General features: G+C 52.6%; 15 protein-coding genes and 1 pseudogene. 5 read left to right on the plus strand and 11 right to left on the minus strand.

Annotated features, from left to right (window positions below):
- Window positions 1–289 precede the first annotated feature (289 nt).
- Both ACHZB8_RS19495 and ACHZB8_RS19500 read right to left on the minus strand, forming a co-directional pair.
- Entirely contained in the window at window positions 290–703 is a 414-nt protein-coding gene (locus ACHZB8_RS19495) for an NADH:ubiquinone oxidoreductase subunit NDUFA12 (protein ID WP_316862762.1), read from the minus strand.
- Between the two features lie 127 nt (window positions 704–830).
- The gene (locus ACHZB8_RS19500) at window positions 831–1,562 is read right to left on the minus strand and encodes a response regulator (protein WP_316862764.1); all 732 of its coding nucleotides are present in this window, start codon (window positions 1,560–1,562) and stop codon (window positions 831–833) included.
- A gap of 705 nt (window positions 1,563–2,267) precedes the next feature.
- On the opposite strand from ACHZB8_RS19500, the gene ACHZB8_RS19505 reads away from it, so the two are divergent.
- Window positions 2,268–5,963, plus strand: coding sequence for a vitamin B12-dependent ribonucleotide reductase (locus ACHZB8_RS19505; protein ID WP_316862766.1), 3,696 nt, complete (start codon window positions 2,268–2,270; stop codon window positions 5,961–5,963).
- 82 nt (window positions 5,964–6,045) lie between these two features.
- On the opposite strand, the gene ACHZB8_RS19510 is transcribed toward ACHZB8_RS19505, so the two are convergent.
- Complete coding sequence (locus ACHZB8_RS19510) at window positions 6,046–6,663, minus strand: LysE family translocator (RefSeq protein ID WP_316862767.1); 618 nt, start codon at window positions 6,661–6,663, stop codon at window positions 6,046–6,048.
- A 103-nt stretch (window positions 6,664–6,766) separates the two neighbouring features.
- Window positions 6,767–7,102 (minus strand): hypothetical protein, encoded by a 336-nt coding sequence (locus ACHZB8_RS19515; RefSeq protein WP_316862768.1) that lies wholly within the window; start codon window positions 7,100–7,102, stop codon window positions 6,767–6,769.
- 306 nt (window positions 7,103–7,408) lie between these two features.
- Here ACHZB8_RS19515 and ACHZB8_RS19520 point away from each other — a divergent pair, with 306 nt between their 5' ends.
- Window positions 7,409–8,896: an AMP nucleosidase gene (locus ACHZB8_RS19520; RefSeq protein WP_394706225.1), complete on the plus strand. Its 1,488-nt coding sequence runs from the start codon at window positions 7,409–7,411 to the stop codon at window positions 8,894–8,896.
- A 49-nt stretch (window positions 8,897–8,945) separates the two neighbouring features.
- Here ACHZB8_RS19520 and ACHZB8_RS19525 read toward each other — a convergent pair whose 3' ends face one another.
- A complete protein-coding gene (locus tag ACHZB8_RS19525) occupies window positions 8,946–10,559 on the minus strand; it encodes an EAL domain-containing protein (RefSeq protein WP_316862771.1) in 1,614 nt (537 codons plus the stop codon).
- Window positions 10,560–10,692: 133 nt separating this feature from the next.
- Window positions 10,693–12,294 carry an EAL domain-containing protein gene (locus ACHZB8_RS19530; protein WP_316862772.1) on the minus strand — a complete coding sequence of 534 codons (1,602 nt, stop codon included), beginning with the start codon at window positions 12,292–12,294 and terminating at the stop codon, window positions 10,693–10,695.
- Between the two features lie 445 nt (window positions 12,295–12,739).
- Here ACHZB8_RS19530 and ACHZB8_RS19535 point away from each other — a divergent pair, with 445 nt between their 5' ends.
- On the plus strand, window positions 12,740–14,881 hold the full coding sequence (locus tag ACHZB8_RS19535) for a hypothetical protein (RefSeq protein ID WP_316862773.1): 2,142 nt from the start codon (window positions 12,740–12,742) through the stop codon (window positions 14,879–14,881).
- A gap of 95 nt (window positions 14,882–14,976) precedes the next feature.
- On the opposite strand, the gene aspS is transcribed toward ACHZB8_RS19535, so the two are convergent.
- On the minus strand, window positions 14,977–16,758 hold the full coding sequence (aspS, locus tag ACHZB8_RS19540; protein ID WP_316862774.1) for an aspartate--tRNA ligase: 1,782 nt from the start codon (window positions 16,756–16,758) through the stop codon (window positions 14,977–14,979).
- Between the two features lie 267 nt (window positions 16,759–17,025).
- Complete coding sequence (locus ACHZB8_RS19545) at window positions 17,026–17,526, minus strand: N-acetyltransferase (RefSeq protein WP_316862776.1); 501 nt, start codon at window positions 17,524–17,526, stop codon at window positions 17,026–17,028.
- A gap of 258 nt (window positions 17,527–17,784) precedes the next feature.
- Here ACHZB8_RS19545 and rnd point away from each other — a divergent pair, with 258 nt between their 5' ends.
- Together rnd and ACHZB8_RS19555 are read left to right on the plus strand one after the other, a co-directional pair.
- Complete coding sequence (gene rnd / locus ACHZB8_RS19550; protein WP_316862777.1) at window positions 17,785–19,002, plus strand: ribonuclease D; 1,218 nt, start codon at window positions 17,785–17,787, stop codon at window positions 19,000–19,002.
- Between the two features lie 269 nt (window positions 19,003–19,271).
- Entirely contained in the window at window positions 19,272–20,528 is a 1,257-nt protein-coding gene (locus ACHZB8_RS19555; RefSeq protein WP_316862779.1) for an MFS transporter, read from the plus strand.
- Window positions 20,529–20,538: 10 nt separating this feature from the next.
- Here the strand turns inward: ACHZB8_RS19555 and ACHZB8_RS19560 are convergent, their stop codons facing one another.
- From ACHZB8_RS19560 to ppk1, 3 genes and pseudogenes are all read right to left on the minus strand, one after another.
- Window positions 20,539–21,240 carry a hypothetical protein gene (locus ACHZB8_RS19560; protein WP_316862781.1) on the minus strand — a complete coding sequence of 234 codons (702 nt, stop codon included), beginning with the start codon at window positions 21,238–21,240 and terminating at the stop codon, window positions 20,539–20,541.
- Window positions 21,241–21,275: 35 nt separating this feature from the next.
- Window positions 21,276–22,695: pseudogene (locus ACHZB8_RS19565) on the minus strand (Ppx/GppA family phosphatase).
- Between the two features lie 94 nt (window positions 22,696–22,789).
- Window positions 22,790–24,050, minus strand: a 1,261-nt coding sequence (gene ppk1 / locus ACHZB8_RS19570; protein WP_316862785.1) for a polyphosphate kinase 1, incomplete at its 5' end; no start/stop codon positions are given.

Below are 24,050 nucleotides of genomic sequence, written 5' to 3' on the forward strand. Positions count from 1 at the left end.
TTGCAATCCGGCAAATGATTTCTCTCAGATATCAAATGGCCCGGAAGCTCATGCAATCAGTCTTTCACTCACGTTCCTATCGCCCTTTTGGGTGAAAAGGCAAGACTGATTTCCCCAAATCCCCCGGCTAGGTCTCACTTGATGATTGTTTGCCAAAGAATCACGGAAAGCAGGCAAGCCTGCGATAATCCATGTCGCAGGCCGGTATGACCATACAAGAAAGGCCATTCTGTGTCCTATGACACAAACGGTAAAGATCGACGCGAAAAATGTTCCAAAAGCGGCGCCCTCAAGGGGACCAGGCATCATAGTCCTTGGGGCCATTGGCAACGCCACCGGCCGCCAGCAGAGAACCGGAAGGTCTGTAGGCGTTTTCAGTCCCGGTCATATTGGGTTGATGGTCGCGCTCCCAGCTCCATGCAACATGCTCGTCCTCGCTAGGTGGCAGATCCGTGCGATAATGCAACCAACCATGCCAGCCGGGAGGAACAGCACTTGCGTCCGAAGGGCGCGCGTAAATCACCCATCGACGTTCACCCTTGCGCACGCCTCTATAGCTGGCGTTTTTCTGAACCGACTGTTTGTAATATCTGTTGCCGAAGGAGTCCCGACCGACATAAGTCCCGAAACGCTTGGTATGCACCCAAGTGCCAATGGTCGAGTTTCCCCACCAGGTGAACAGCAGCAAAAATAGGTTTTTCATGACAGCCCATTCTTTTCCGATCATGGAACCAGATCACTTTGACTACATATTTTCGCTTATGTCTAGTCTTCGCAAGGCGAATCTTGCGAAAACGAGTCTGGACAATACGGAAATTGGGAGCAGACCGCTAACGCCTGCGTCCACCAACGCCGGCATAGCGGGTGGAGCGTGAGGAACGGGTCGGTTCGCTGGTCGCTGACGGTTTCATGCCCCGCCGCATCATGTAACCTTGACGCAGACCCGGAGCATCCTTGGCCTCGGTCTCCTGAATAATGGTCTCGCTGCGCAAGATCTTGTCCGCATCTCTCTGCTTTTGCTTGGCTTTTGGCAAAGTCTGCTCGTGGAACTGTCTGGCTTTTTCAAGGGAACGCAACTTGGATCGCTTTTCCTGAAGCACCTCATGCATGCCATCAATCACATAGCGATCTCCAACGAGGCGCATAACCCGTTTGTCCGTGCAAAGCGCGCGCAAGCGTTGTTGTATCATGGCCGAGGACATCGGCTTGGCCAGCACATGATGGGCGCCAAGTTCAAACAATTGAGCAACCTTCTGCTCTGTTGCATGTGCGGTGACAACGATGACGGGAATGAAGCAAAGCGGCTCCATCGTCTGGCGACGAATGAGACTGAGAAGCTGCATCCCGGTCATCGGCATCATGGAAAGATCGGTAATGATCACATTGGGAGGCTCGTGCATGATGGCATGCAGCGCCGTATCGCCTCGGTCATAGGTACGGACCCTTGCGACCTTGAGTGAGGAGATCATGGAGCGAATCATCGCCAGCACGGTTTTTGAATCATCCACGATAACTATGTCCAGCGATTCGACGCTGAGCCCATATGCCGCCTGGTGTTCCATCAAATGTTCCAACTTTTTGATTTTTCGATGATATTCATTTTTTCACACGACAGAATGGCACATAGTTTTTAATTCGCGTTCAAAAACACCAGCGCAATTTGACTACAATTTTAACAGATTTGTTACGGCCCCTTTTCAGACCGATTATGTCGACCGATAGCGAAACAATGCGCAGAAAGGTCCCATTCCCACATCAGCTTAAAAACATACCAGATATAGTTAACGCGAAACCGGACGCCACAATAGGTAGCTACACGCTTGACGCAGGGCAAAGGAGAAATTCATAATGCGGTTCTGACGAAGCAGCGGCATAGCTGAACTTATGCACCAAGCTTTCTGATCCATTATTGTGAGTAAGAAAACAGGCCGAAATTAACCTCGCGCGTTTGCAAGCAAATGTGAAGGTTGGCAATTTTCGGTCACGGGATCTTTTGCGCTTGGAAAATAAGGGTCGTACAGAAAAACACTATATATAGAGGTTGCGGAGGCATTGTAGACACTAGATATAGATTTTGTTAACCTATTTTCTATGTACTGTGTCCGCACAACGATTCCATATTGCCACGATTCGCTCGTGCTTAGGATTCGAAAAAAACAACAAGATAATGGGCGCTTGCGAGGCCAGTAACACCCACTATCTCACCGAAACATCAATTGCTGACAATCAGGCCCTGTCAGCCAGTTCTGTCATAGAGGAAACCAAAAATGCGTGTAGAGCGGCGCTATACCACGGAAGGCAAATCAGCCTACGACGAAATCGAGTTTCGCAAAGCCACCAGCGAAATTCGCAACCCTGATGGATCCATAGTCTTCAAACTCGAAAATATCGATGTTCCAGCAGACTGGTCTCAGGTTGCCGCAGATATTCTGGCGCAAAAATATTTCCGCAAGGCAGGTATTCCCGCAGCGCTTAAGCGGGTAGAGGAAAACTCGGTTCCTTCATGGCTCTGGCGCTCCGTCCCGGACGAAGAAGCGCTCAATGACATGGCCGAAGAGGATCGTTTTGGCTCTGAAATGTCCGCTCAACAGGTCTTTGACCGCCTTGCAGGAACCTGGACCTATTGGGGCTGGAAAGGTGGCTATTTTGATAGTGACGCCGATGCACGGGCCTTCTTTGACGAACTGCGTTACATGCTCTGCACCCAGCGCGTTGCTCCCAACTCACCTCAATGGTTCAATACCGGCCTGCACTGGGCCTATGGCATCGATGGCCCGAGTCAGGGGCATCATTATGTGGATTTTGAAACTGGTCGCCTCACCCGCTCTGCAAGTGCCTATGAACATCCGCAGCCCCATGCCTGCTTCATTCAGTCCATTCAGGACGATCTGGTCAATGATGGTGGCATCATGGATCTGTGGGTCCGCGAAGCCCGCCTGTTCAAATATGGTTCGGGTACCGGAACCAACTTCTCCTCGCTGCGCTCTGAAGGGGAATCCCTGTCCGGCGGCGGCAAAAGCTCCGGCCTGATGTCCTTCCTCAAGATCGGCGACCGTGCAGCAGGCGCCATCAAGTCTGGCGGTACCACTCGTCGAGCAGCCAAAATGGTCGTCGTTGATATCGATCACCCCGATATTGAGGCCTACATCAACTGGAAGGTCAAAGAGGAAGAAAAAGTTGCGGCAATCGTAACCGGCTCGAAAATTTGCGGCAAGCATCTCAAGGCCATCATGAAAGCCTGCGTCAATTGCCAAGGCTCCAATGACGAATGCTTTGATCCGGCTAAAAATCCGGCGCTGAAGCGCGAAATTCGCGCGGCCAAAAAGGCGCAGGTTCCGGAAAACTATATCCGTCGTGTAGTCCAGTTCGCCAAGCAGGGCTTCAAGGACATCCAGTTCGAAACCTATGATACCGACTGGGACAGCGGCGCATACCTTACAGTGTCGGGCCAGAATTCAAACAACTCGGTCCGCGTGACGGACAATTTCCTCAATGCCGTCGATGAAGACCGTGACTGGAACCTCATCGGGCGCATCAAGGGCGATGTGCGCAAAACCGTAAAGGCACGCGATCTCTGGGACCAGATTGGCTACGCCGCGTGGGCGTCTGCCGATCCGGGGCTGCAATATCACACCACGATCAACGACTGGCACACCTGCCTTGCAGATGGCGAGATCATTGCGTCCAACCCCTGCTCGGAATATATGTTCCTTGACAACACGGCCTGTAACCTCGCATCCATCAACCTGCTGCAATTCCGCAATGAAGACGGCAGCTTCAACGTTGAGCAGTTCGAGCATACCGTTCGCCTCTGGACCATGGTGCTAGAAATCTCCGTCCTGATGGCGCAGTTCCCGTCACCGGAGATCGCTGAACGGTCTTATCTCTATCGCACATTGGGTCTTGGCTATGCCAACATCGGCGGCCTATTGATGACCTCCGGCATTCCTTACGACAGCGACGAAGGCCGCGCCATTTGCGGAGCGATTTCCGCATTGATGACCGGCACGTCTTACGCAACCTCGGCTGAAATGGCCAAGGAGCTTGGTGCCTTTGCCCGCTACGAAGACAATGCCAGCCACATGCTGCGCGTCATTCGCAACCATCGTCGCGCCGCCTACGGCCACACCGATGGCTATGAAGGGCTCGACATCAATCCGGTTCCGCTTGATCATGACAGTTGCTCCGACAAGGCCCTCGTAAGCCATGCAATGGCGGCCTGGGACAAGGCTCTGGATCTCGGCCAGCAATATGGCTATCGCAACGCACAGACCACTGTCGTCGCACCAACAGGCACGATCGGCCTTGTCATGGACTGCGATACCACAGGCATCGAGCCTGACTTTGCTCTGGTCAAATTCAAGAAACTGGCCGGTGGCGGTTACTTCAAGATCATCAACCGCACCGTTCCCAACGCGCTTGGAAAATTGGGCTATACGGAACAGCAGATCAAGGATATCGAGAGCTATGCTGTCGGTCGTGGGTCTTTGAAAGACTGCAACGCCATCAGCCACAATGCCCTGAAAGCCAAAGGCCTGACGGACGAAAAGCTGGAAGCCATCGAATCCGGCCTCGCCAGCGCCTTTGACATCAAATTTGCCTTCAACAAATGGACCTTGGGCGAAGAGTTCTGCAAAGAACAGCTCGGGCTCACTGAAGAACAGCTCAATGACCCCAATTTCGACTTGCTCGCCCATCTTGGCTTCAGCAAGGAAGAAATCGACGTCGCCAACATCCATGTCTGTGGTGCGATGACACTCGAAGGAGCCCCTCACCTGAAAGATGAGCATCTGCCGGTCTTCGATTGCGCCAACCCATGCGGACGCATCGGCAAACGATTCCTTTCGGTCGACAGCCACATTCGCATGATGGCGGCATCCCAGCCATTCATCTCCGGTGCGATCTCGAAAACCATCAACATGCCCAATGATGCAAGTGTTGAGGATTGCAAAGACGCCTACATGCTGTCCTGGAAGCTGGCCCTCAAAGCCAACGCCCTTTATCGGGATGGCTCCAAACTGTCGCAACCGCTCAACAGCCAGCTTCTGGACGAAGACGAGGACGAAGCAGAAGAGGCAGCAGAGGCCATTGCAGCGACCGGAGCACCAATGCAGGAACGCGCCGCACTGGTCACCGAAAAAATTGTCGAACGGGTCGTTGAGCGGGTCGTGGAACACCGTGTCCGCGAACGCCAGAAACTCCCGGACCGCCGCAAGGGCTACACCCAAAAGGCAACCGTTGGGGGCCACAAGGTTTACTTGCGCACCGGCGAATATGATGATGGGCAGATCGGCGAAATCTTCATCGATATGCACAAGGAAGGCGCAGCCTTCCGCAGCTTGATGAACAACTTCGCCATCGCGATCTCGCTGGGCCTGCAATATGGTGTGCCGCTGGACGAATATGTCGACGCCTTCACCTTCACCCGTTTCGAACCGGCTGGCATGGTTCAGGGCAACGAAGCCATCAAGAATGCAACCTCTATTCTTGACTATGTCTTCCGCGAACTGGCCGTCTCCTATCTCGACCGCCATGATCTGGCGCATGTCAATCCGGACGATATCGCTTCCACCGCCATGGGCAAGGGAAATCAGGAAGGCAAAATTCCTGTACCGGTTTCCAAAGGCCTGCTACGCGGCAAGACCGAACGCTTCAAGCTGGTAGAAGGAACTCAGCATCGCCACGATGCTGACCCGGCATCAGGACCGGCGACCCCTGCGACACCTGCAACAAAGGCCGTCATGCCATCTGGTACGACAACCATGCTCAAGCAGGACAGCCAGGTGCAGCCAGGAGCATCGGCAGCCGTTGGCAAGACAGAGACCAAGGCAGACCAGATCGCACTTGCCCGCATGAAGGGGTATGAAGGGGAAAGCTGTTCTGAGTGTGGCAACTTCACCATGGTTCGCAACGGCACTTGCCTGAAATGTGACACCTGCGGTGCGACCAGCGGCTGTTCGTAAGATCAGCACCACTCAGATAAATGATCGCGAAAAGCCCTGCTCTCGAGCAGGGCTTTTTCATTCCTGGAGAGACAGTTGCGACCTAACGCTCAGCCATTGCCAGTTTCAGACCAAGCAGAAGAAAGGCAGAGGCAAAACTTCGCCTTAGCCAGATCAAGACATTCGGCTGTGTCAAAATCTTGTCCCGCACTGAAGCGGCGGCAACACCAACGAGAGCAAAAACCAGAAATGTCATCAGCATGAAGATCCCCCCCAGCAAGATCATTTCGGCAACCGGATGAGCCGCTTCAGCGTCAATGAATTGCGGCAAGAATGCCAGGAAGAAAAGCGACAATTTCGGATTGAGCAGATTCAGCAAGATCCCGTCCCTGACGACAGCAAACGCTGAGGGAGAACGCGCCGTTTCCGACAGGAGCATGTCAAATTGGCCACTTTCCCTGAAGGTTCGAACCGCCATCCACAACAGATAGGCAACTCCGAGAAATTTGACGATCTGAAATGCCACCGCACTAGCATGAAGAAGCGCGGCAACTCCAATGACGGCTGCAAAAATATGGGAAATGATGGACAAGGTCCCGCCGAGCGCCGCGAGCAGTCCCAGACGCGCGCCATATCCAAGACTGGTGACAAGTGTAAAAATCATTCCCGTTCCGGGCATGATCACGACAATCAGCGACGTTATGAAAAACTGTAAAGACATATGCATCTCCCAACTCAATAGATTGAGGTGGAGGTTAAGCGCCACCGCGCTCGCAAGACACCCGAAACTTGCGGCCCCTCGCCATGAAACATGGTATATTGCGTTATTCGCTCGCAACAAATTTGCATTTATTGATTGTCTGGAAGGTGACAATCGATTTCGACTGATCCCCGGCAAGATCGAGCCGACAGCCGAATCGACCACCACCCAAGCTTAGAATATCCACGTCCACCCTGACATCGGGGTTTTCCTGCTTGCAAACCTGCTCACCGGAAGGAAGACTTCTCTCAATTGTGCCAGAAACGCTTTTCATGATCACATAAAGCGTACGCCCTGTAAGGTTATCCAGACAGGCAGCTTTTGCATATCCGCCAGAGAGTCCAGTAAAAGCAGCGATATATACCGCGCATAGTCCGCCAAAAGAAAGATTTCGTTTCATAAATGCGTCTCCCGTCATCCCATTCAATTACAGATTTCAGGCCATCCTCTTGGCGGCACCCCCTTCTATACTGATGACAAGTATCACGTTTTTTTGAAAACAAATCAAACAAGATTAGGTATTTTTAACGATACAGCAAAATATTTGGTCCAAGATCGCTCAGCCAGTTGGTAAAGAGACATCTCAGCAAACCCGTTGGACACAAATTTGCAACAATCATATTGGTATTGTTGCCCATAGCGCGTTTTTTCTTGACCTTTTTCGAAAAGACGCAGAGAAGACGGGAGGAAAAGGAGAATGGAAAGAATGAAAACAACCTTTTCCGCAATAACGCCAGATCGCTTCACCCATGAAGCTTTTTTCAATGCCGATGATGCGATCAAGCGATTGCTTGAAATCTATGAAGTCCACACGCAATTCCTGCGCGATGCATTTGCCCGCGTTGCCAAGAATGATGTGCCCGACACAGGCCATTACAGAGCCACTTATCCGGAAATTCGATTGACTACGAATACGCATGCGCAAATCGACTCGCGCCTGTCTTTCGGACATGTTCCCGGTCCGGGCACCTATTCAACAACCATTTCGAGGCCAGACCTCTTTGTCCATTATCTGAAAACGCAGATCGAGCTGCTTCTTGCAAACCATCATGTTGCGATCGAGGTTGGCCCTTCGGAAACGGCGATCCCCATTCACTTTGCCTGGCCGAACGGCATGCATGTGGAGGGGGCATTGCCTGAAACGTGGTCACGCCCGCTGCGGGACGTATTCGATGTGCCCGATCTTGCAATCACTGATGATGCGATTGTCAACGGCACGATGCATTTCGGTCCGGAGGACATTGTTCCACTCGCACCCTTCACCGGTCCACGCATAGATTATTCCCTGCACCGACTGGCGCACTATACTGCGACCCAACCGGAGCATTTCCAGAATTTCGTGCTCTTTACCAACTACCAATTCTATATCGATGAATTCGTCACCTGGGCCAAGCAGCAAATGGCAAGCGGGACGACGGACTATGAAGCCTTTGTCGAAATTGGTAACCAGATCACGCCATCCGGCTCGACAGTGCCAACCCAGGGCTTTGCGCCGCCTCGTCAGCCACAAATGCCCGCTTACCACCTTAAGCGCCACGACAGAAACGGCATCACGCTGGTCAATATCGGCGTCGGGCCATCCAATGCCAAAACGATCACGGACCATGTCGCCGTGTTGCGTCCTCACGCCTGGCTCATGCTAGGCCACTGTGCCGGCCTTAGAAACACGCAAAGGCTCGGAGACTATGTTCTGGCACATGGTTATGTGCGCGAAGACCATGTCCTTGATGCCGATTTGCCGACCTGGGTCCCGATCCCGGCACTTGCGGAAATTCAGGTTGCTCTTGAGGACGCCGTGGCGGACATAACGGGCCTTAAAAACTACGAGCTGAAACGGATCATGCGCACGGGCACCGTCGCCAGCATTGATAACCGAAACTGGGAATTGCGCGATCACCGGGAGCCGGTTGAACGCCTCTCACAGTCCAGAGCCATTGGCCTTGACATGGAATCGGCCACAATCGCCGCGAATGGCTTTCGCTTCCGCGTGCCATACGGAACTTTGCTTTGCGTTTCGGACAAGCCACTCCATGGTGAATTGAAACTGCCCGGCATGGCGAGCGACTTCTACAACGAACAGGTGAGCCAACATCTCAAGATCGGTATCAAGGCAATGGAAGCCCTGCGTGAAATGCCCGTTGAAAGGCTCCATTCACGCAAATTGCGCAGCTTTGCCGAAACCGCTTTTCAATGAGGTGGCTTGGCAGGATCCCAAACGTGAAAAAAAGGAAACCGGCTTCGCATCACGCGGCGGCGGTTTCTACGGGCTCGACATCGGCCACTTTAGCGCCCTCTGAAGGCTCCATCTGCTTGCGCCTTGCAACTTTGAGAAGCTCGCAGAAGGACGACGACGGCAACGGCGGAGCGAACAGATAGCCCTGAGCCGCAGATACACCCATCTTCCTGAGCTGGATCACCTGCTCTTCAACATCAACCCCTTCAGCAATGACACCGATATTCAGTTTGGCCGCCAGCTCTATCAAGCCGTGGACCAGCTCAAAGCCGGCAAGTCCGTTGCCAAGAGAATCGACCAGCAACTTGTCAAGCTTGAGAATATCGACATTGATTGACGTCAGGTTATAAAGGCCACTGTGACCAGAGCCCACATCATCAAGGGCAATCTCCGCTCCCAGAGCGCGGATCTGGCTGATCACGTCTTTTGCCAAATCCATATCCTGAATGGGAACGCGGTCGGAAATCTCAAAAATCAGACTGTCATAGCCCAACTTGCTATCGCGCCACACATCCTGAATGTCGGTCACAATGCTGTCGTCAAGGGTCTGATGGGAAAACAGATTGAAAGCAACCTTGAAGAGCTTGCCTTCCGGGACAACAGCCTCAAGATCATCCCGAGTGTGTTCCATGATGCTAATGGTCACTTCTCGGGTCAGTCGATAATTCTGTGCCAGAGGAATGAACTCGTTGGGTGGTACGATGTTGCCATTGGGTCGAATCCACCGTGCCAACACTTCACAGCCTGTGATAGCCCCGGTATCAAGATCGATGATTGGCTGCATGAAGGGAACAATCTCACCATTGTCGAGCGCCTTGAGAATGCGGTCTCCCTCAGTATCCTTGTGGCGCGCCAGATAATAGGCGAGCCCAAGACTGATGGCGCCAATCACCAGCCCCAGAATATTGACAATATTACGTGTTTCCCTCGATATGGCTTCTACAGCCTTGTCGGAAATCGAAATCTGCACTTCAAAGGGCAGCAAGTCGGATGACACGGCTGTCCGGTCAATAATTTCGCCTCCCGGCTCCCGCGGTTCAAGAATGAACCAGTTAGCCCCTCCGCTGAGCGATAGCATGGCATACCGATAACGACGCAGATCATTGCGCACGGGATCTATTCGGATCAACTCGCCCGGCACTCTTGCCACAAGCCTGCGCCCATTGGTGATGTGTCGAATAACCAGAAGCGAGGGCACCGCCCCTTCCCCTTCATTCTCCGAAAGGGAGAGAGTAATCTGCTTGCCACTGCCATCATAGATGGGCAACAGGCCCGTCTGGCGTGCAGACTGCCCCATATCCGTGCAAACCAGATTGCCACCTCGATCAACCAGCCCGATCGTATCAATCCAGGCATTTTCTCGCGCCGCCTTGCTGTAGAGAAACCGATAGTCATCCGTACAGGACAAGCCCGAAGACTGCGCCATCTTGTTCAGCAGATTGATCGCATTTTGCGTTGCGTCTGTTGCCCGCTCCAGCATGAGATCAGCAGAGATTCGAAGGTCTTCCTTGATGTCCTTGTTGACTTGCCAACGCAACGCCATATGAACAGCCTGCGTGAGCAAAACCGTACCCACGGCAGCCAAAGCCATATAGCTTACAATCTTCTTCGCGTTTCTCATCATGAAGGCTCACCCGACAATTTCTTGCAAGTCTAAATGAAAAGCCGTGAAAATTCGGTTGATTTTTTGATCACGCATAAAATGACGGCATAGAGCAGGAAAGAGCCTCATGGCAGCAGCTGAATGCTCTGAAAACTCAGGCTGACTTCTTGCCTTGATCGGCAGAATTCTGTTTTCGGCTATCATTTTTCGATGACCGCCCCTTCTTCAAGGCACCGCCGCCAATCGCATTGACCAACTGGACATAGCCAGATGCTGGCAAGGCAGGCGCAAACAAATAACCTTGTGCTTCATCAATCCCTGAACGACGCAAATAGGAAAGTTGCTGTTCGGTCTCAACCCCTTCCGCCACCACGACCATATCCAGCCCCTTTGCCATCTGGCTAAGGGAGTCGACAATCGGCACGCTATCGGTTTCTTCGGTAATGGCATCAACGAAGAGTTTGTCGATCTTGATGATGTCCATCCCGAGCTTCTGCAAATAGGCAAAACCTCCATGGCCAGTGCCCGCATCATCAAGCGCAACCCGAATACCCAGATCCTGCAAGCGCGTAATAACGGCACGGGCACGATCCAGATTTTCCAAAGGCAGCCGTTCTGTGATTTCGAACACAAGCTGTTTGTAGTGGACACCCGAATTGCCAAAAATCTTTTGAATTTCCTGCACAACGGCAAGGTCCTGAAAATGCCCATTGAACAGATTGATCGCGACTTTCAGACCAGGATTATCCTGATAGGCAATGGAAAGATCACTGGCAACCTGCTCCATCAGCAAGGTCGTCATGGGACGCGCAAGCCCGGAAGCCTCGGCCACATCGATGAAATGCCCCGGAGACAGAATTGTGCCATCCGGCTTTCGCCACCTGACCAGAACCTCGCAACCTGAAAGCCGTCCAGTTTGAATGTCGATAATGGGCTGGTAGAAAGGAATGAACTCCTTGCGGCGAATGCCTGCCTCGATGCTGTGATAAGGATCGGGTTTCTTGAGCCCCAGCCGAACGCAAAAGAACAGGATCAGGGCACCGGCCAGAATGCTAAGGCCATTAATGACATTCATCGCACCGACATAGGAATTCCAGACCGCATCGAACGGCACACCCACCGCTACCTGAATCGGATAACGATCCGACGGCATCGTCTGTTCGATCAGATCCTTGGTCCAGGCAGGATCAAACTCGAAATTATAGAAGGGAGACTGATCTTTCAAACGGCTCTCAGGTGAAGTCTCGGCAATGATGTCTCCATTGTTCAGAACGAGTTTCATCCGATAGAAGTCAGCAAAGTTTGCCTGAATGGCATCAAGCGCAAAGCTGTCCGAGAGAAGAAAGGCACCAATCGAAACACGCTCGGAAATATGCCACTGGACGAGAATTCCATTCTTGTCCGTCAGATTGTCTTTCACGACCACAAGACTGAGGTGAGACGCGTTTGCCGTCACCTGATCGGAAACCGGCACAAACCGGGTGCTTTCCTTCATCGAGGAGCAGTACATATAGTTGCCGTTATAGACCAGCCCGACATCATGCAAAACCGGATGACGGAGCATCATCACTCTGAACCGATCCTGAAGCACAGCATCACAGACCGGAACACGAAAATGAGGAAGCACGGAAAAGACATCGACCGCTTCCTGCACGAGCTTTTCGGCATTGCTCAAACTACGCTGCGCGGACCGTTCAAGAAATCGACTGCCCTGACTGAAGACAAAATCGCGCATGAAAATATTGGCGGCGAACATGGGCAAAATCCCAAGCACCATACCCAGAAACAAAAATGTGACCGAACGAAACTGGTTCTTCAATGCACGAATCCCTTGATTGTTCCCAAAGATAGTCCCTGACGCCCTAATATTGCCTTAACCATAAGAAGCCTCAACACAATCCAAAACGGCACATCATTCTCGAGCGCGCGCTTTGATGCTGTATTTCCGCCATAAAAAAATGAAATATGGAAACGGCCTATTTCTAAAGGCCACTTGTTTTTTTCTGGTCAGAAACTCAAACTGAACAGGCCCTGTTCCAAAAGGAACCATTTAAGAACGAACCCAAAGAACCAACCTCAAACAGAAATTTCAAACAAACCGGCTGGTGGCCGTTGAAACAGCTCCAAATCACAAAAACCACAACGGTCCGAATTGATCTATTGATCATAACCATTTCTCAAATATGAGAGGCACGCTTGCAATGAGATGTTCAAGTCTACTTTTTGGCTTTCTTCTAGCTTCCACCACACTGGTTCACGCCCAAAGTGATGCCGAAACAGCGTGGGATGCTATCACAAAAGACATCAATCAATCCGGCTTGATAACGGTATCAAGCGGCACCACCCATTATGATGACATCTCGGATCTGCTTTCCGCGCAAAATGTGGTTTATCACATAAGCTGGTCCCACACGGCCAATGCCGATAAAATTCAGAATTCAACGGATGCTGGCGATGCAGCAAAGCAGGCAGACCCTTCGGAAACCGTCATCAAGATGGATGTGACCATTCCCAATCTTGTTGCGAAGGGCCTGCATCTGAAAGACGAAGGCTATGCCTATGCGAGTCTTTCCATGGAAGGCTTGCATTATGAAGTCACGGTCGACGCACCCGGCCAGAACAATGATTTCATCTTCACAGGGCAATCGCGCGGGTCTAACGAGCTGATTAATGGCTATCAGCCATTCTACGGAGAATTCATGCTTTCTCCATCCCGCCCGCTTGGCAGTGTCCTTGACTATGTCCGCCCGCTTCTCACCCAAACCAAATATGAGAAATTCGAGAGCCAGGGATTTGTGTCAAAACAAATTGGACCCGACGGCAACACACTGCAAACGCAAGAATTGGGCCCTCTCACGCTGGAAAATTTTGAAAACGGCAAGATCGATTCATATGAAGTCGCCTTCCAGAAAGTCAAAATGGCCATTGCTGATTTCGCAAAGGCTCAAATGTCCAAGGAGCCAGATCAGCAGGAACTCCCGCAAAACCTGACTTACGAGATCGGCAAGATCCGCTACGAAGGATATGACTTGGGAGCGATTTGGGCTGCATTCGATCCCAATGCGACGCCGTTTGTCGGCAAGCGCACGATTCTCAAAAAGGCCACCATCGACGGCGCGACTATTGATGCAGGTGAACTCTTTTCCCTTGATATGGGACCAATGCATCATGAAAACTACACCCTGGTCCAGCCTGAAGACTATCTTGTTCCTTTCATAGACAAATTGATCGTTGAGGACAAAAACCCTGACGATCTGCCACGTGAGGAGCAAAAGAAGTTTGCCAAGGCAGCCGCAGACCTGATCCGTGGCTTCTCGATCGGCCTCAGTGAGTTCGGTGCCATGAAAGCCAAGGCCATCGTGCCTGAGGGGCCACTTCAGGGACAGAAGATCGATATAGGCTTTGACCGGATTCGCCTGGCCGATTTCGACAAGGACGGTATCAGGGAATTCTCCTTGTCCGGTCTGTCTTATGCCGCACCACAGGCCGGCGCTCTTTCGCTTGGGCGCTTCGCGATCGAGGATCTTGAATTCCCGTCCTATAGCCAGATCGAAAAAATCATCGAAATGAATCTTGATGACGAAACCCCTCCACCGAGCGAAAACGCAAAACTCGCGCCTGAAGCCATGCGCATTTTACTTGAGGACCTGTATTTCAAGGACAATCAGGATCAAGAAGTCAAGGCAAAGGAAATTTCGGCATATTTCGACAGGGAAGGTCTGGCCATCCCTGCCCAGATTTCAACCAAAATCGAGGGCCTCGACATACCCAAATCTCTCATCAAGCATCCCCTGGCATCCGTCCTGCTCACGCAATTGCAACTGGACAGCCTTAAAATCGATCAGGATCTTGGCCTGAGTTGGGACGCCGACACCCAGAGCTACAGGATCAATCCGTTGAGCCTGAAATTTGCCAATATCGCAGCTCTGAACGGAAAGATCGGCTTTGGTGGCATCATGCGCGCTTATCTCGACACCCCCGAAATGGCCCAGGCCGCAATGGGGACAGCCACGGTTCTGCCATCGGAATTGACGCTCAAGGATTTGGGCGGCATGGATGAGCTGATCAATATGGCTGGCGGAGCCTTGGGCATGGGACCTGACCAGGTTCGCAGCCATGCGGAAAGCCAGCTTCAAGCCATCCTGACCGCCTTTACCAAGCCCGATTTCGCACGCTCTGTCACCGCAGAAGTTGCGGCCTTCCTGAACCAGCCTGATAGCCTGCATATTGCTTTGAGCCCGGCATCTGGCGTGCCCCTTGCGCAGATTCTTGGCGTTGCAGCCACCGCACCACAAAGCATTCCGGACATTCTCAATATTGGCGTTGTCGCCAACGGGCATTAACCGAATTTCGATTGATTTGATCGAAGCAAAAACAAAAAAGGCGGTTTTTTGAAACCGCCTTTTTCTATTCAATATCAGATTATTGAAACTTTTTCTTATTCCGGAAGATTAAGACGCAAATGAAGCTCGCGCAGCTGCTGATTGGTTGGATCGCTCGGCGCGCCCATCATCAGATCCTGAGCCTGCTGGTTCATCGGGAAGAGGGAAATTTCGCGCAGGTTCGGCACGCCGCAAAGCAGCATGATGATGCGTTCCATCCCCAGAGCCATGCCACCATGTGGAGGTGCGCCATATTGGAAGGCACGATACATGCCGCCAAAGCGCTCAACCAGAACCTCTTCATCATAGCCAGCAATCTCGAAGGCCTTCTTCATCACTTCGACCTTGTGGTTACGAATGGCACCAGATCCAAGTTCATAACCGTTGCAGACCACGTCATACTGGTAGGCTTCCAGCTTCAGAGGATCCGTCGTTTCAAGCCCTTCCAACTCGCCCTTCGGCATGGAGAACGGGTTATGGCTGAAGTCGACCTTCTCTTCATCATCGTTATATTCATACATCGGGAAGTCAACGATCCAGCAAAGCTCGAACCGGTCACGATCAATCAGATCAAGCTCTTCCCCGACCCGGTTACGGGCACGACCGGCAAAATCGGCAAATTTCGCAGGATCACCAGCCATGAAGAAACAGGCATCACCGGCGTCCAGACCAAGCTGGGTCCGAATGGCTTCGGTGCGTTCCGGACCGATATTCTTGGCCAGAGGACCAGCCCCTTCCAGAGACCCGTCTTCCCCTTTGCGCCAGAAGATATAGCCAAGACCGGCTTGTCCTTCGCCCTGCGCCCAGCTGTTCATCCGGTCGCAGAAGGTACGGGAGCCACCGGTTTTGGCCGGAATACCCCAAACTTCGTTTTTCTCTTCCTCAAGCATGCGGGCAAAAATCTTGAAACCCGAGCCGCGGAAATGCTCGGAAACCTCTTCCATGATGATCGGAATACGCAGGTCCGGTTTATCGGACCCATATTTGCGCATGGCTTCCTTGTAAGGAATACGCGGGAAGTCTTGCGTGACCGGCTTGCCTTCGGCAAATTCTTCAAACATGCCACGGATGATCGGCTCCATGGTGGAGAGAACATCTTCCTGTTCGACAAAGCTCATTTCCATGTCGAGCTGATAGAACTCGCCCGGCAGGCGGTCAGCACGCGGGTCTTCGTCGCGGAAGCAAGGTGCGATCTGGAAATACTTATCGAAACCGGACATCATCAACAGCTGTTTGAACTGCTGCGGTGCCTGCGGCAAAGCAAAGAATTTACCCGGATGGATACGGGATGGCACCAGATAGTCACGCGCCCCTTCCGGCGAAGAAGCGGTGAGGATCGGTGTCTGAAACTCGTTGAAGCCGATTTCGCTCATCCGGCGGCGCGCAGATGCCATGATTTTGGTGCGCTTGATGATGTTGGCGTGCAAGGTTTCGCGACGCAAATCAAGAAAGCGATATTTAAGGCGCGTATCTTCAGGATAGTCTGGCTCACCAAACACAGGCAAAGGCAGCTCTTTGGAAGCGCCAAGCACATCGAGCTTGGAAATGAAGATCTCGACCTGACCGGTCGGCAGATTTTCGTTGATGGTGTCTTCAGACCGCGCCTTGACCTCGCCTTCAATGCGGATGCACCATTCACCACGCACTTTTTCAGCGTCAGCAAAAGCAGGTGAATCCGGGTCAGCCACAACCTGTGTCAGACCATATTGGTCGCGCAGATCGATAAACAGAAGACCGCCATGGTCACGAACACGGTGAACCCAGCCGGACAGACGAACATTTTCTCCCACATGGCTCTCGCGGAGATCGCCACAGGTATGGCTGCGATAAGGATGCATGAATATACCCTGATGCTTGAGACCAGGACGCTGGACAAAACCTTGCGCCCATATCTCGATTTGAAACTTTCAACCGATAAATCGACCCGCCCTTAATAATGCGCAAATCCATCGGTTTCAACGACAAAAGGGCGTAGAAGCTACGCCCTTTCCAAAAAATCTGGCCAGACCCTGCATCGGCACTTCAGAGCTGTCAAGCCCAACAGGCCAAAACCACCACTTTTCCAGCAGAGTTTGACCCAAAACGGCAAGAAACTGAAAACAGGATTAACCCGCTATCTGAAAGCCTTCAGGAAGCTGAACCCGTCCTTGTGGCAGCTTGTCACCGAAAGGCAGGACCATAAAATCAGGAGAGGTTGTGTTGGTAACCAACAAATCAGGCGCATCCTTGAAACCGAGCGGCCTGAAATAGTCAGGATCTCCGAAGATGGCGACACCTTTGCCATGCATCGCTCTGATCATCTCGATGCCTTCAGCGATGAGAGCCTTGCGGATTCCCTGGCTGCCACATTCGGGCAACACGGAAATCGGACCCAGCGCATACCACCCTTTGGACCCGCCGGAAATGGTGATCGGATAGAAACCGGCATGCCCGACAATTGTCCCATCAACGTCGGCGACCAGAGACAATGTCAACAAACCGGACTTTCTCAACTCATTGAGAGTCGCATAACCGGTCTGTTTTCCAATCTGTGGTCTTTTTGCAGCTGCGAGCGTCACGTTCATGATGGCATCGAAGTCCGCGGCGGTCTCTTTTCTGATTTCCATTTTGCTTCCCGATCTTCAACATAAGGCAATAGGAGACAAAGCCCAAAAGGCTATCAGGAAAGTAAACCACGGCCCCAAATCAAAAAAAAGTTCTCCTAAAAGCTATGCTACAAAAGGTGTTTTTACTTTGGCTTTTCAACCGATAACAGGGCATTGCAAATCCGCAGCTATCAATAAATTTGCTATATTTCCCATAAGGTGCATATTGTCCCAAAGAGTTGGCGACAAGTTAAGAAATGTTCGATATAAGCGATCACAATGAAGACGATAACGACCACTGCCGAACTGGCAGACGCCTGTAAGAAATGCGCCCCGCATCCCTTTGTCACGATTGACACGGAATTTTTGCGCGAGACGACCTATTGGCCACAACTCTGCCTCATCCAGATGGCAGCGCCTGATGATGCTTTCATCATCGACCCTCTGGCCGAAGGTATCGACCTGTCGCCTTTCTTCGAGCTCATGCGTAACGAAGCTGTCACCAAGGTGTTTCACGCCGGGCGTCAAGACATAGAAATCATCTATCACCTGGGAAATCTGATCCCTTCCCCGATGTTTGACAGTCAGGTCGCGGCCATGGTCTGCGGCTTCGGCGATTCTATTTCTTATGATCAGCTGGTTTTGCGGCTGACAGGCAACAGAATCGACAAATCCCACCGTTACACCGACTGGTCGCGCCGCCCGCTCACCGAAAAGCAGCTCAAATATGCCTTGGCTGATGTAACCCATCTGAGAGATGTCTATCACGCCTTGCGCGCCAATCTCGAAGACCAGAACAGATGCGAATGGGTGCAGGAAGAAATGGAGATCCTCACCTCCCCGGACACCTATTACACTGAACCGGTCAACGCCTGGAAGCGCATGAAATTGCGTATCCGCAAGCCGCGTGAATTTGCAGCCCTGAAGCAGCTTGCAGCGTGGCGCGAGAAGGAAGCACAGTCCAAGGATGTGCCACGCAATCGGATCTTGAAAGACGAAGCCATTTTCGAACTGGCAATCCACCGCCCTCAAACACAGGAAGCGCTGTCCTCTCTGCGCTCCATGTCGAAGGGATATGAGCGCTCCAAGGCTGGCACGGAATTGCTGCAACTCATGCACCAGATCGCTGACCTTCCCGCTGAAGATCTTCCAGATGTGCCGAAAGGCAAATCCCAACCCGAAGGCTCCGGTGCGGCTGTCGACCTGATGAAAGTGCTTCTGAAACTCACATCTGAAAAACACGGTGTCGCAGCAAAGGTCATTGCCACGGTTGACGATCTGGAAAAGATCGCCTGCGATGACGGCGCCGAAGTTCCGGCTCTCAAAGGCTGGCGACGCGAGCTTTTTGGGCAGTTCGCCCTGAAGATCAAACGGGGTGAGATTGCATTGCGTCTCGAAGGCAAACGCGTTGCGATCATTGACTGCGAACCGCCAGCTCCAACAGCCAAGAACAACAAGCCCAAGCAGAACTCGAAGGCTCACAAAGCCGACGCATGAAACGTCGGCCTCCGCTGTCTGTTGGGTTTATTTGTCTGGACATATTGAAGAAACGGGCCTAAACACTCTTCTCATGGGAAACGCGAAGGCCTCAAGGCTCGCACATCTCAAGACCGGACCCGATAATCCTGCCTATTATCCCTGAGCTTGCTTGATATTTAAGCGCAAATCGTTTCTTCGCTCCCCACACACTGTCAACGCCAATATGGTGGCGGCACACCGTCAACATATGCTCTTCTTCGTCCCAAACCCACTTCTGGGAACTCCGAATGCCAACTCGATTGCCCGCGGTTTTTCGCTCCTTCCGACACCACAATTACCGGCTCTGGTATTCCGGTGCGATTATTTCCAATACCGGCACATGGATGCAGCGCACAGCTCAGGACTGGCTCGTGCTGACCGAACTGACCGATCACAGTGCCTCTGCTGTCGGTTTGACCATGGCCTGCCAATTCGGGCCGCAATTGCTGCTGTTTCCCGTAACAGGCCTCGTCGCAGACATGTTCGACCGGCGCAAATTGATGATTGCCACCCAGTCCTTCATGGGGGCTATTTCTCTTTTGCTCGGTTTTCTCGTCGTAACGGATCTTGTTGCCCTCTGGCATGTCTTTGTCTTGGCATTTCTGTTCGGATGCGCGGCAGCATTTGATGCCCCTGCCCGTCAGACCTTTGTCAGCGAGATGGTGCCCGATGAGGATATTTCAAACGCCATCGGGCTCAATTCGACATCCTTCAATGGCGCCCGGATGATCGGCCCTGCGGTGGCGGGTCTTGTTATCGCGGCCTTCGACACCGGCCCGGCGTTCCTGATCAACGGGTTTTCATTCGGTGCCGTTCTCATCTCCCTGCTCTGCATGCGCACCTCGGAACTGCAAGTGAGCGACAGGGCAGCAAAATCGCGCAACGGAATCACCGATGGCTTCCGCTATGCATTTGAGAGGCAGGACTTGCGTGTCATGCTGATCATGCTGTTCCTGATCGGTACCTTCGGAATGAATTTCCCGATTTTCATATCGACGATGGGTGTCAAGCTCTTCCACACGGATGCTCAAGGCTATGGGTTGCTCAATACATTCTCGGCCATAGGCACCCTGACGGGGGCGCTCATGGCCGCAGGAAGACAGGCTCCCAAATTCAATACTCTGCTTGTCGGAACGACGATGTTCGGATTTGGCTGTCTGGCTGCCTCGCTTACGCCCGGTTACTGGTGGTTCGCGATTGCGCTGGCCTTTGTCGGGCTGTCAGCCATGACGTTCCTGAACACGTCCAACGCCCTGATGCTGTTATCGACGACCCCGCAAATGCGGGGCCGCGTGATGGCCCTGCGTTTTGCCATCACTATGGGTGGAACACCAATTGGAGCACCGATTGTCGGTTGGGTTTCAGATACTTACGGCCCCCGATGGGGCATGAGTGTCGGAGCACTGGCCGGATTTGCCGCAGCAGTCGTTGCACTCCTTTTCCTTATGAAAAACGGGTCCAAGCGATCAGCACAAAACATGCAGCAGGAAAGTCAGCAGCAATGACGGTCCGGAATTAGGCCTCCCCCTCAACCGATCCGAGGGTATCAAGATCAAGGGCTTCCTCTTGCTCTTCCTCTTGTTCAATGCGCCTTGCCCCGACGAGTTGGGCATAGGGCAGCCCCTTGAACCGCTCCACAAGCTGACGCCACATCGTCTCAAGAACGACAACGGGAATCTGATCGTCCTTGAGGACCGCCTTGATTTCCAGAAGCCTGTTTTTTTCCTGTCGTGAATAGGTCAAGGCCATTTCAGCCGGTTGCTCTGCTTCGATCCGCGTCAGATCCACCCAACTGGCCTCGTCTTCCCCGACATGCAGAACGCTCTTTGCCATGACATAGTCTTCCCCAGACGGGAAAATGCTGCTGGCAATTTCCTCAAGCGTCGCGGTTTGCCAGCTTGGCCAAACCTCGGACAAGAAGCCTTCCCCCTGCTCGGCGAAATCATCGTGACACCAGTTTATGTCGGCAACGCCGCCCGCCACGAGATCCTCTTCAAAGGTCACCCGCACCTCGGCCAGATAACCATAATCAGAAATGGATATGCGATCACCCTCAAGCGCATCCGGATCACTTGCAGCAAAAAGGATATATTCTCCATAGGGTTGCCTGTCACAATAACAGGCATCTGCGGAAACAGGGCAAACGTCTCGCGCTCCGTCGTCAGCTCCATGAACAATATGCCATTCGAAATCCGGTGCGTCTTTGCGTGTCATCATCAACAACAAGTTCCATCTAGCGGGTCTGATGCAGGTCAGGCAATCACGGAGTCATATCCCAAAAGCCTGACGAAGCTTGAAAAACGACGTTCGAGTTTGTCATTCTTGAGTACTTTCAGATTATCCGGAATTTTCAGGACCGCAGTGTCCTCCTCAAGACTGACCTCGAGATAGGGCAGAATGCCCGGCAGCTCTCCGGCGGCCGCATGAGCAAGTCTGAAAGCGGCTCCGGTGATTCTCGCCAGGGTCCGCAGATGCAAATTGCTGACATCGCGCATCCTCAGGCTCATGTTGGACCCGGACAGTCCCTCATAGCGGAAATAATTCGACATCGCCAGATAGGCACGGCCCGGATGGTCGATCCCGATAAAGGAACCATGAGCAATCACATTGAGACTTTGTGTGCCTCGATAGTCGGGATGAGCACGCCAACCGATATCAGCCAGCAGACATGCGGCTCTGCGAAGGCGCTTTTCGTAAGGACTTTCCTCGATTTGCAAGATCCCGTAAATCTGATCGAGCCAATCAGCCAGTTCATAGGCATAGTGTGGCGAGCGTGAGCGCAGAATGCATAATTCCTCGCAGGCCGCCACAAGCGGGTCTTCCTGACGGACATCTTCAGGCAAAAGCTCAAACAAATGCCCCTCGCGGACACCGAGCGATGAAAAGGTAATGCATTTTGGTTTGCCGCGCTTGATGACTTCATAAAGGACCGCGGCCCCGAAGGGCAGCAGATTGCGGCGCGCCTTGGAAACGGCACCGATGCCTGAAAAATCTTCGATATCGCCACGCATGCACTGTCGGCAGAATTCGTAAGCCTCATCAGCGTCGATCTGATAATTGTGCATCACGTTGAGCGGATAGCCGACAGAGGCCATATGCAGCTTGCCAAAGGCTCGCCAAGTGCCACCCACCGCATAGAAAACCCTGCCTTCAAGGCTATCGAGCTGTACTGACTCAGCCAGTTCAGCCCTTGCGATTTTCTGCGCCTGCTTGACAGAACCGGTAGAGGAATCCTGAAGTCGCAGCCCACCCAGCGGATAGGTTGCCCCTTGACCAAGGTCACTGCCTTTGACCGCAATCAATTCAAGACTGCCGCCCCCGAGATCTCCGACAACGCCATCCGGGTCAAGCATGGCCGAGACAACACCAAGCGCGGATTTATAAGCTTCCTCTTCGCCGGACAGAATCAACGGTGCAATGCCGCAGATTTCCTCGACGCGGGCCAAGAATTCCGCACCATTGCTGGCATCTCGCGCGGCAGCTGTGGCCAGCACATGGCGATCGCCAACCCCGGCCTGATCCATCAGGAATCGAAACCGTTTGAGCGCGGTCAGCGACGCATCAACGGCCTTGTCATCAAGTTTGCCGGTTACCCCCGACCCCCTTGCCAAGCCCGCAAAGATGCTTCTCATTATACATGGGAACCGGTGCCCGTGCTTCTCGTTCATACATGACAAGACGAACGGAGTTGGAACCGATATCGATGACAGCTACAGGGGCGGATCCAGCGATCCGGCCCTGAACCTTGAACTTGTCCAACGAGTATTTATCGTTGGATTCGATCTGTGAATGCTCTTGGAGCGTCATTTTCTAGTGAGTCGCCTCGCCCTGACAGACTTGGATTCGTCATAAAGAAATCATGCGCATTAAACGGCTCCTCACCTTCAGCAGCCTGAATCCGGCGCGAAGACCCGTCGGGCAGAATTTCCCAACTTTGCTGATTGTCCATGATATTGGCTACCATGATCTGGTCAAGCACTTGTGCATGGATTGTTGCATTGTTAACCGGCGCAAATGTCTCACACCGCCGATCAAGGTTGCGCGGCATCAAATCGGCTGAGCCGAAATAGATGACAGCATCGGGATTTGGCAACTCTCTACCATTGCCAAAACAGATGATTCTAGAATGCTCGAGAAAGCGTCCAACAATAGATTTGACGCGGATATTGTCCGACAGCCCTGGAAACTGAGGCCGCAAGCAGCAAATCCCTCGAATAACGAGATCGATCTTCACACCAGCCTGACTGGCGCGATAAAAGGCATCAATCAGCATCGGATCAACCAGTGAGTTGGCTTTGGCCCAGATGCGTCCCGGACGCCCCTGCCTCACATGCTCGATTTCCCGTTCAACGTAATCGAGCAGGGTCTTGCGCATCGTATAGGGCGAGACCAAAAGATGTTTCAAATGATCCGGCTCTGCATAGCCCGTAATGAAATTGAAGACCCGCGCTACATCCATGGCGATTTCTTCGTCAGCAGTGAAAAAGCTCAGATCCGTATAGATCTTGGCTGTAATCGGGTGATAGTTGCCCGTTCCGATATGACAATAGGTAACGAGCTTGTTGTCTTCCCGGCGCACCACCATGGAGAGCTTTGCATGGGTTTTAAGTTCAATAAAACCGAACACCACCTGAACCCCGGCTCGCTCGAGGTCTCGTGCCCAGCCGATATTGGCTTCCTCATCGAACCGGGCCTTGAGTTCGACAAGCGCGGTCACGGATTTCCCCGCTTCGGCCGCTTCCACCAGAGCGCGGATGATCGGGGAGTTTTTCGAGGTGCGATAAAGCGTCTGCTTGATGGCCATCACGTTGGGGTCACGCGCTGCCTGGGTCAGATATTGCGCCACCACATCAAAGCTCTCATATGGATGGTGAACAACGATATCCTTTTCCTTGATGGCGGCGAAGCAATCCCCGTTATGCTCGCGAATGCGTTCCGGGAAGCGCGCATTATAGGGTTTGAATTTCAGGTCTGAGCGGTCTATGTCGACGAGTTCGGACAACTCATTCAGTCCAAGCGGCCCATCG

This window comes from uncultured Cohaesibacter sp. (assembly GCF_963556055.3).
GTDB lineage: Bacteria > Pseudomonadota > Alphaproteobacteria > Rhizobiales > Cohaesibacteraceae > Cohaesibacter.

Bases quoted from the DNA above. Each gene is read 5' to 3' on its own strand.
- ACHZB8_RS19495 (WP_316862762.1), bottom strand. From the start codon at position 703: ATGAAAAACCTATTTTTGCTGCTGTTCACCTGGTGGGGAAACTCGACC.
- ACHZB8_RS19500 (WP_316862764.1), bottom strand. From the start codon at position 1,562: ATGGAACACCAGGCGGCATATGGGCTCAGCGTCGAATCGCTGGACATA.
- ACHZB8_RS19505 (WP_316862766.1), top strand. From the start codon at position 2,268: ATGCGTGTAGAGCGGCGCTATACCACGGAAGGCAAATCAGCCTACGAC.
- ACHZB8_RS19510 (WP_316862767.1), bottom strand. From the start codon at position 6,663: ATGTCTTTACAGTTTTTCATAACGTCGCTGATTGTCGTGATCATGCCC.
- ACHZB8_RS19515 (WP_316862768.1), bottom strand. From the start codon at position 7,102: ATGAAACGAAATCTTTCTTTTGGCGGACTATGCGCGGTATATATCGCT.
- ACHZB8_RS19520 (WP_394706225.1), top strand. From the start codon at position 7,409: ATGAAAACAACCTTTTCCGCAATAACGCCAGATCGCTTCACCCATGAA.
- ACHZB8_RS19525 (WP_316862771.1), bottom strand. From the start codon at position 10,559: ATGATGAGAAACGCGAAGAAGATTGTAAGCTATATGGCTTTGGCTGCC.
- ACHZB8_RS19530 (WP_316862772.1), bottom strand. From the start codon at position 12,294: ATGTTCGCCGCCAATATTTTCATGCGCGATTTTGTCTTCAGTCAGGGC.
- ACHZB8_RS19535 (WP_316862773.1), top strand. From the start codon at position 12,740: ATGAGATGTTCAAGTCTACTTTTTGGCTTTCTTCTAGCTTCCACCACA.
- aspS (WP_316862774.1), bottom strand. From the start codon at position 16,758: ATGCATCCTTATCGCAGCCATACCTGTGGCGATCTCCGCGAGAGCCAT.
- ACHZB8_RS19545 (WP_316862776.1), bottom strand. From the start codon at position 17,526: ATGGAAATCAGAAAAGAGACCGCCGCGGACTTCGATGCCATCATGAAC.
- rnd (WP_316862777.1), top strand. From the start codon at position 17,785: ATGAAGACGATAACGACCACTGCCGAACTGGCAGACGCCTGTAAGAAA.
- ACHZB8_RS19555 (WP_316862779.1), top strand. From the start codon at position 19,272: ATGCCAACTCGATTGCCCGCGGTTTTTCGCTCCTTCCGACACCACAAT.
- ACHZB8_RS19560 (WP_316862781.1), bottom strand. From the start codon at position 21,240: ATGATGACACGCAAAGACGCACCGGATTTCGAATGGCATATTGTTCAT.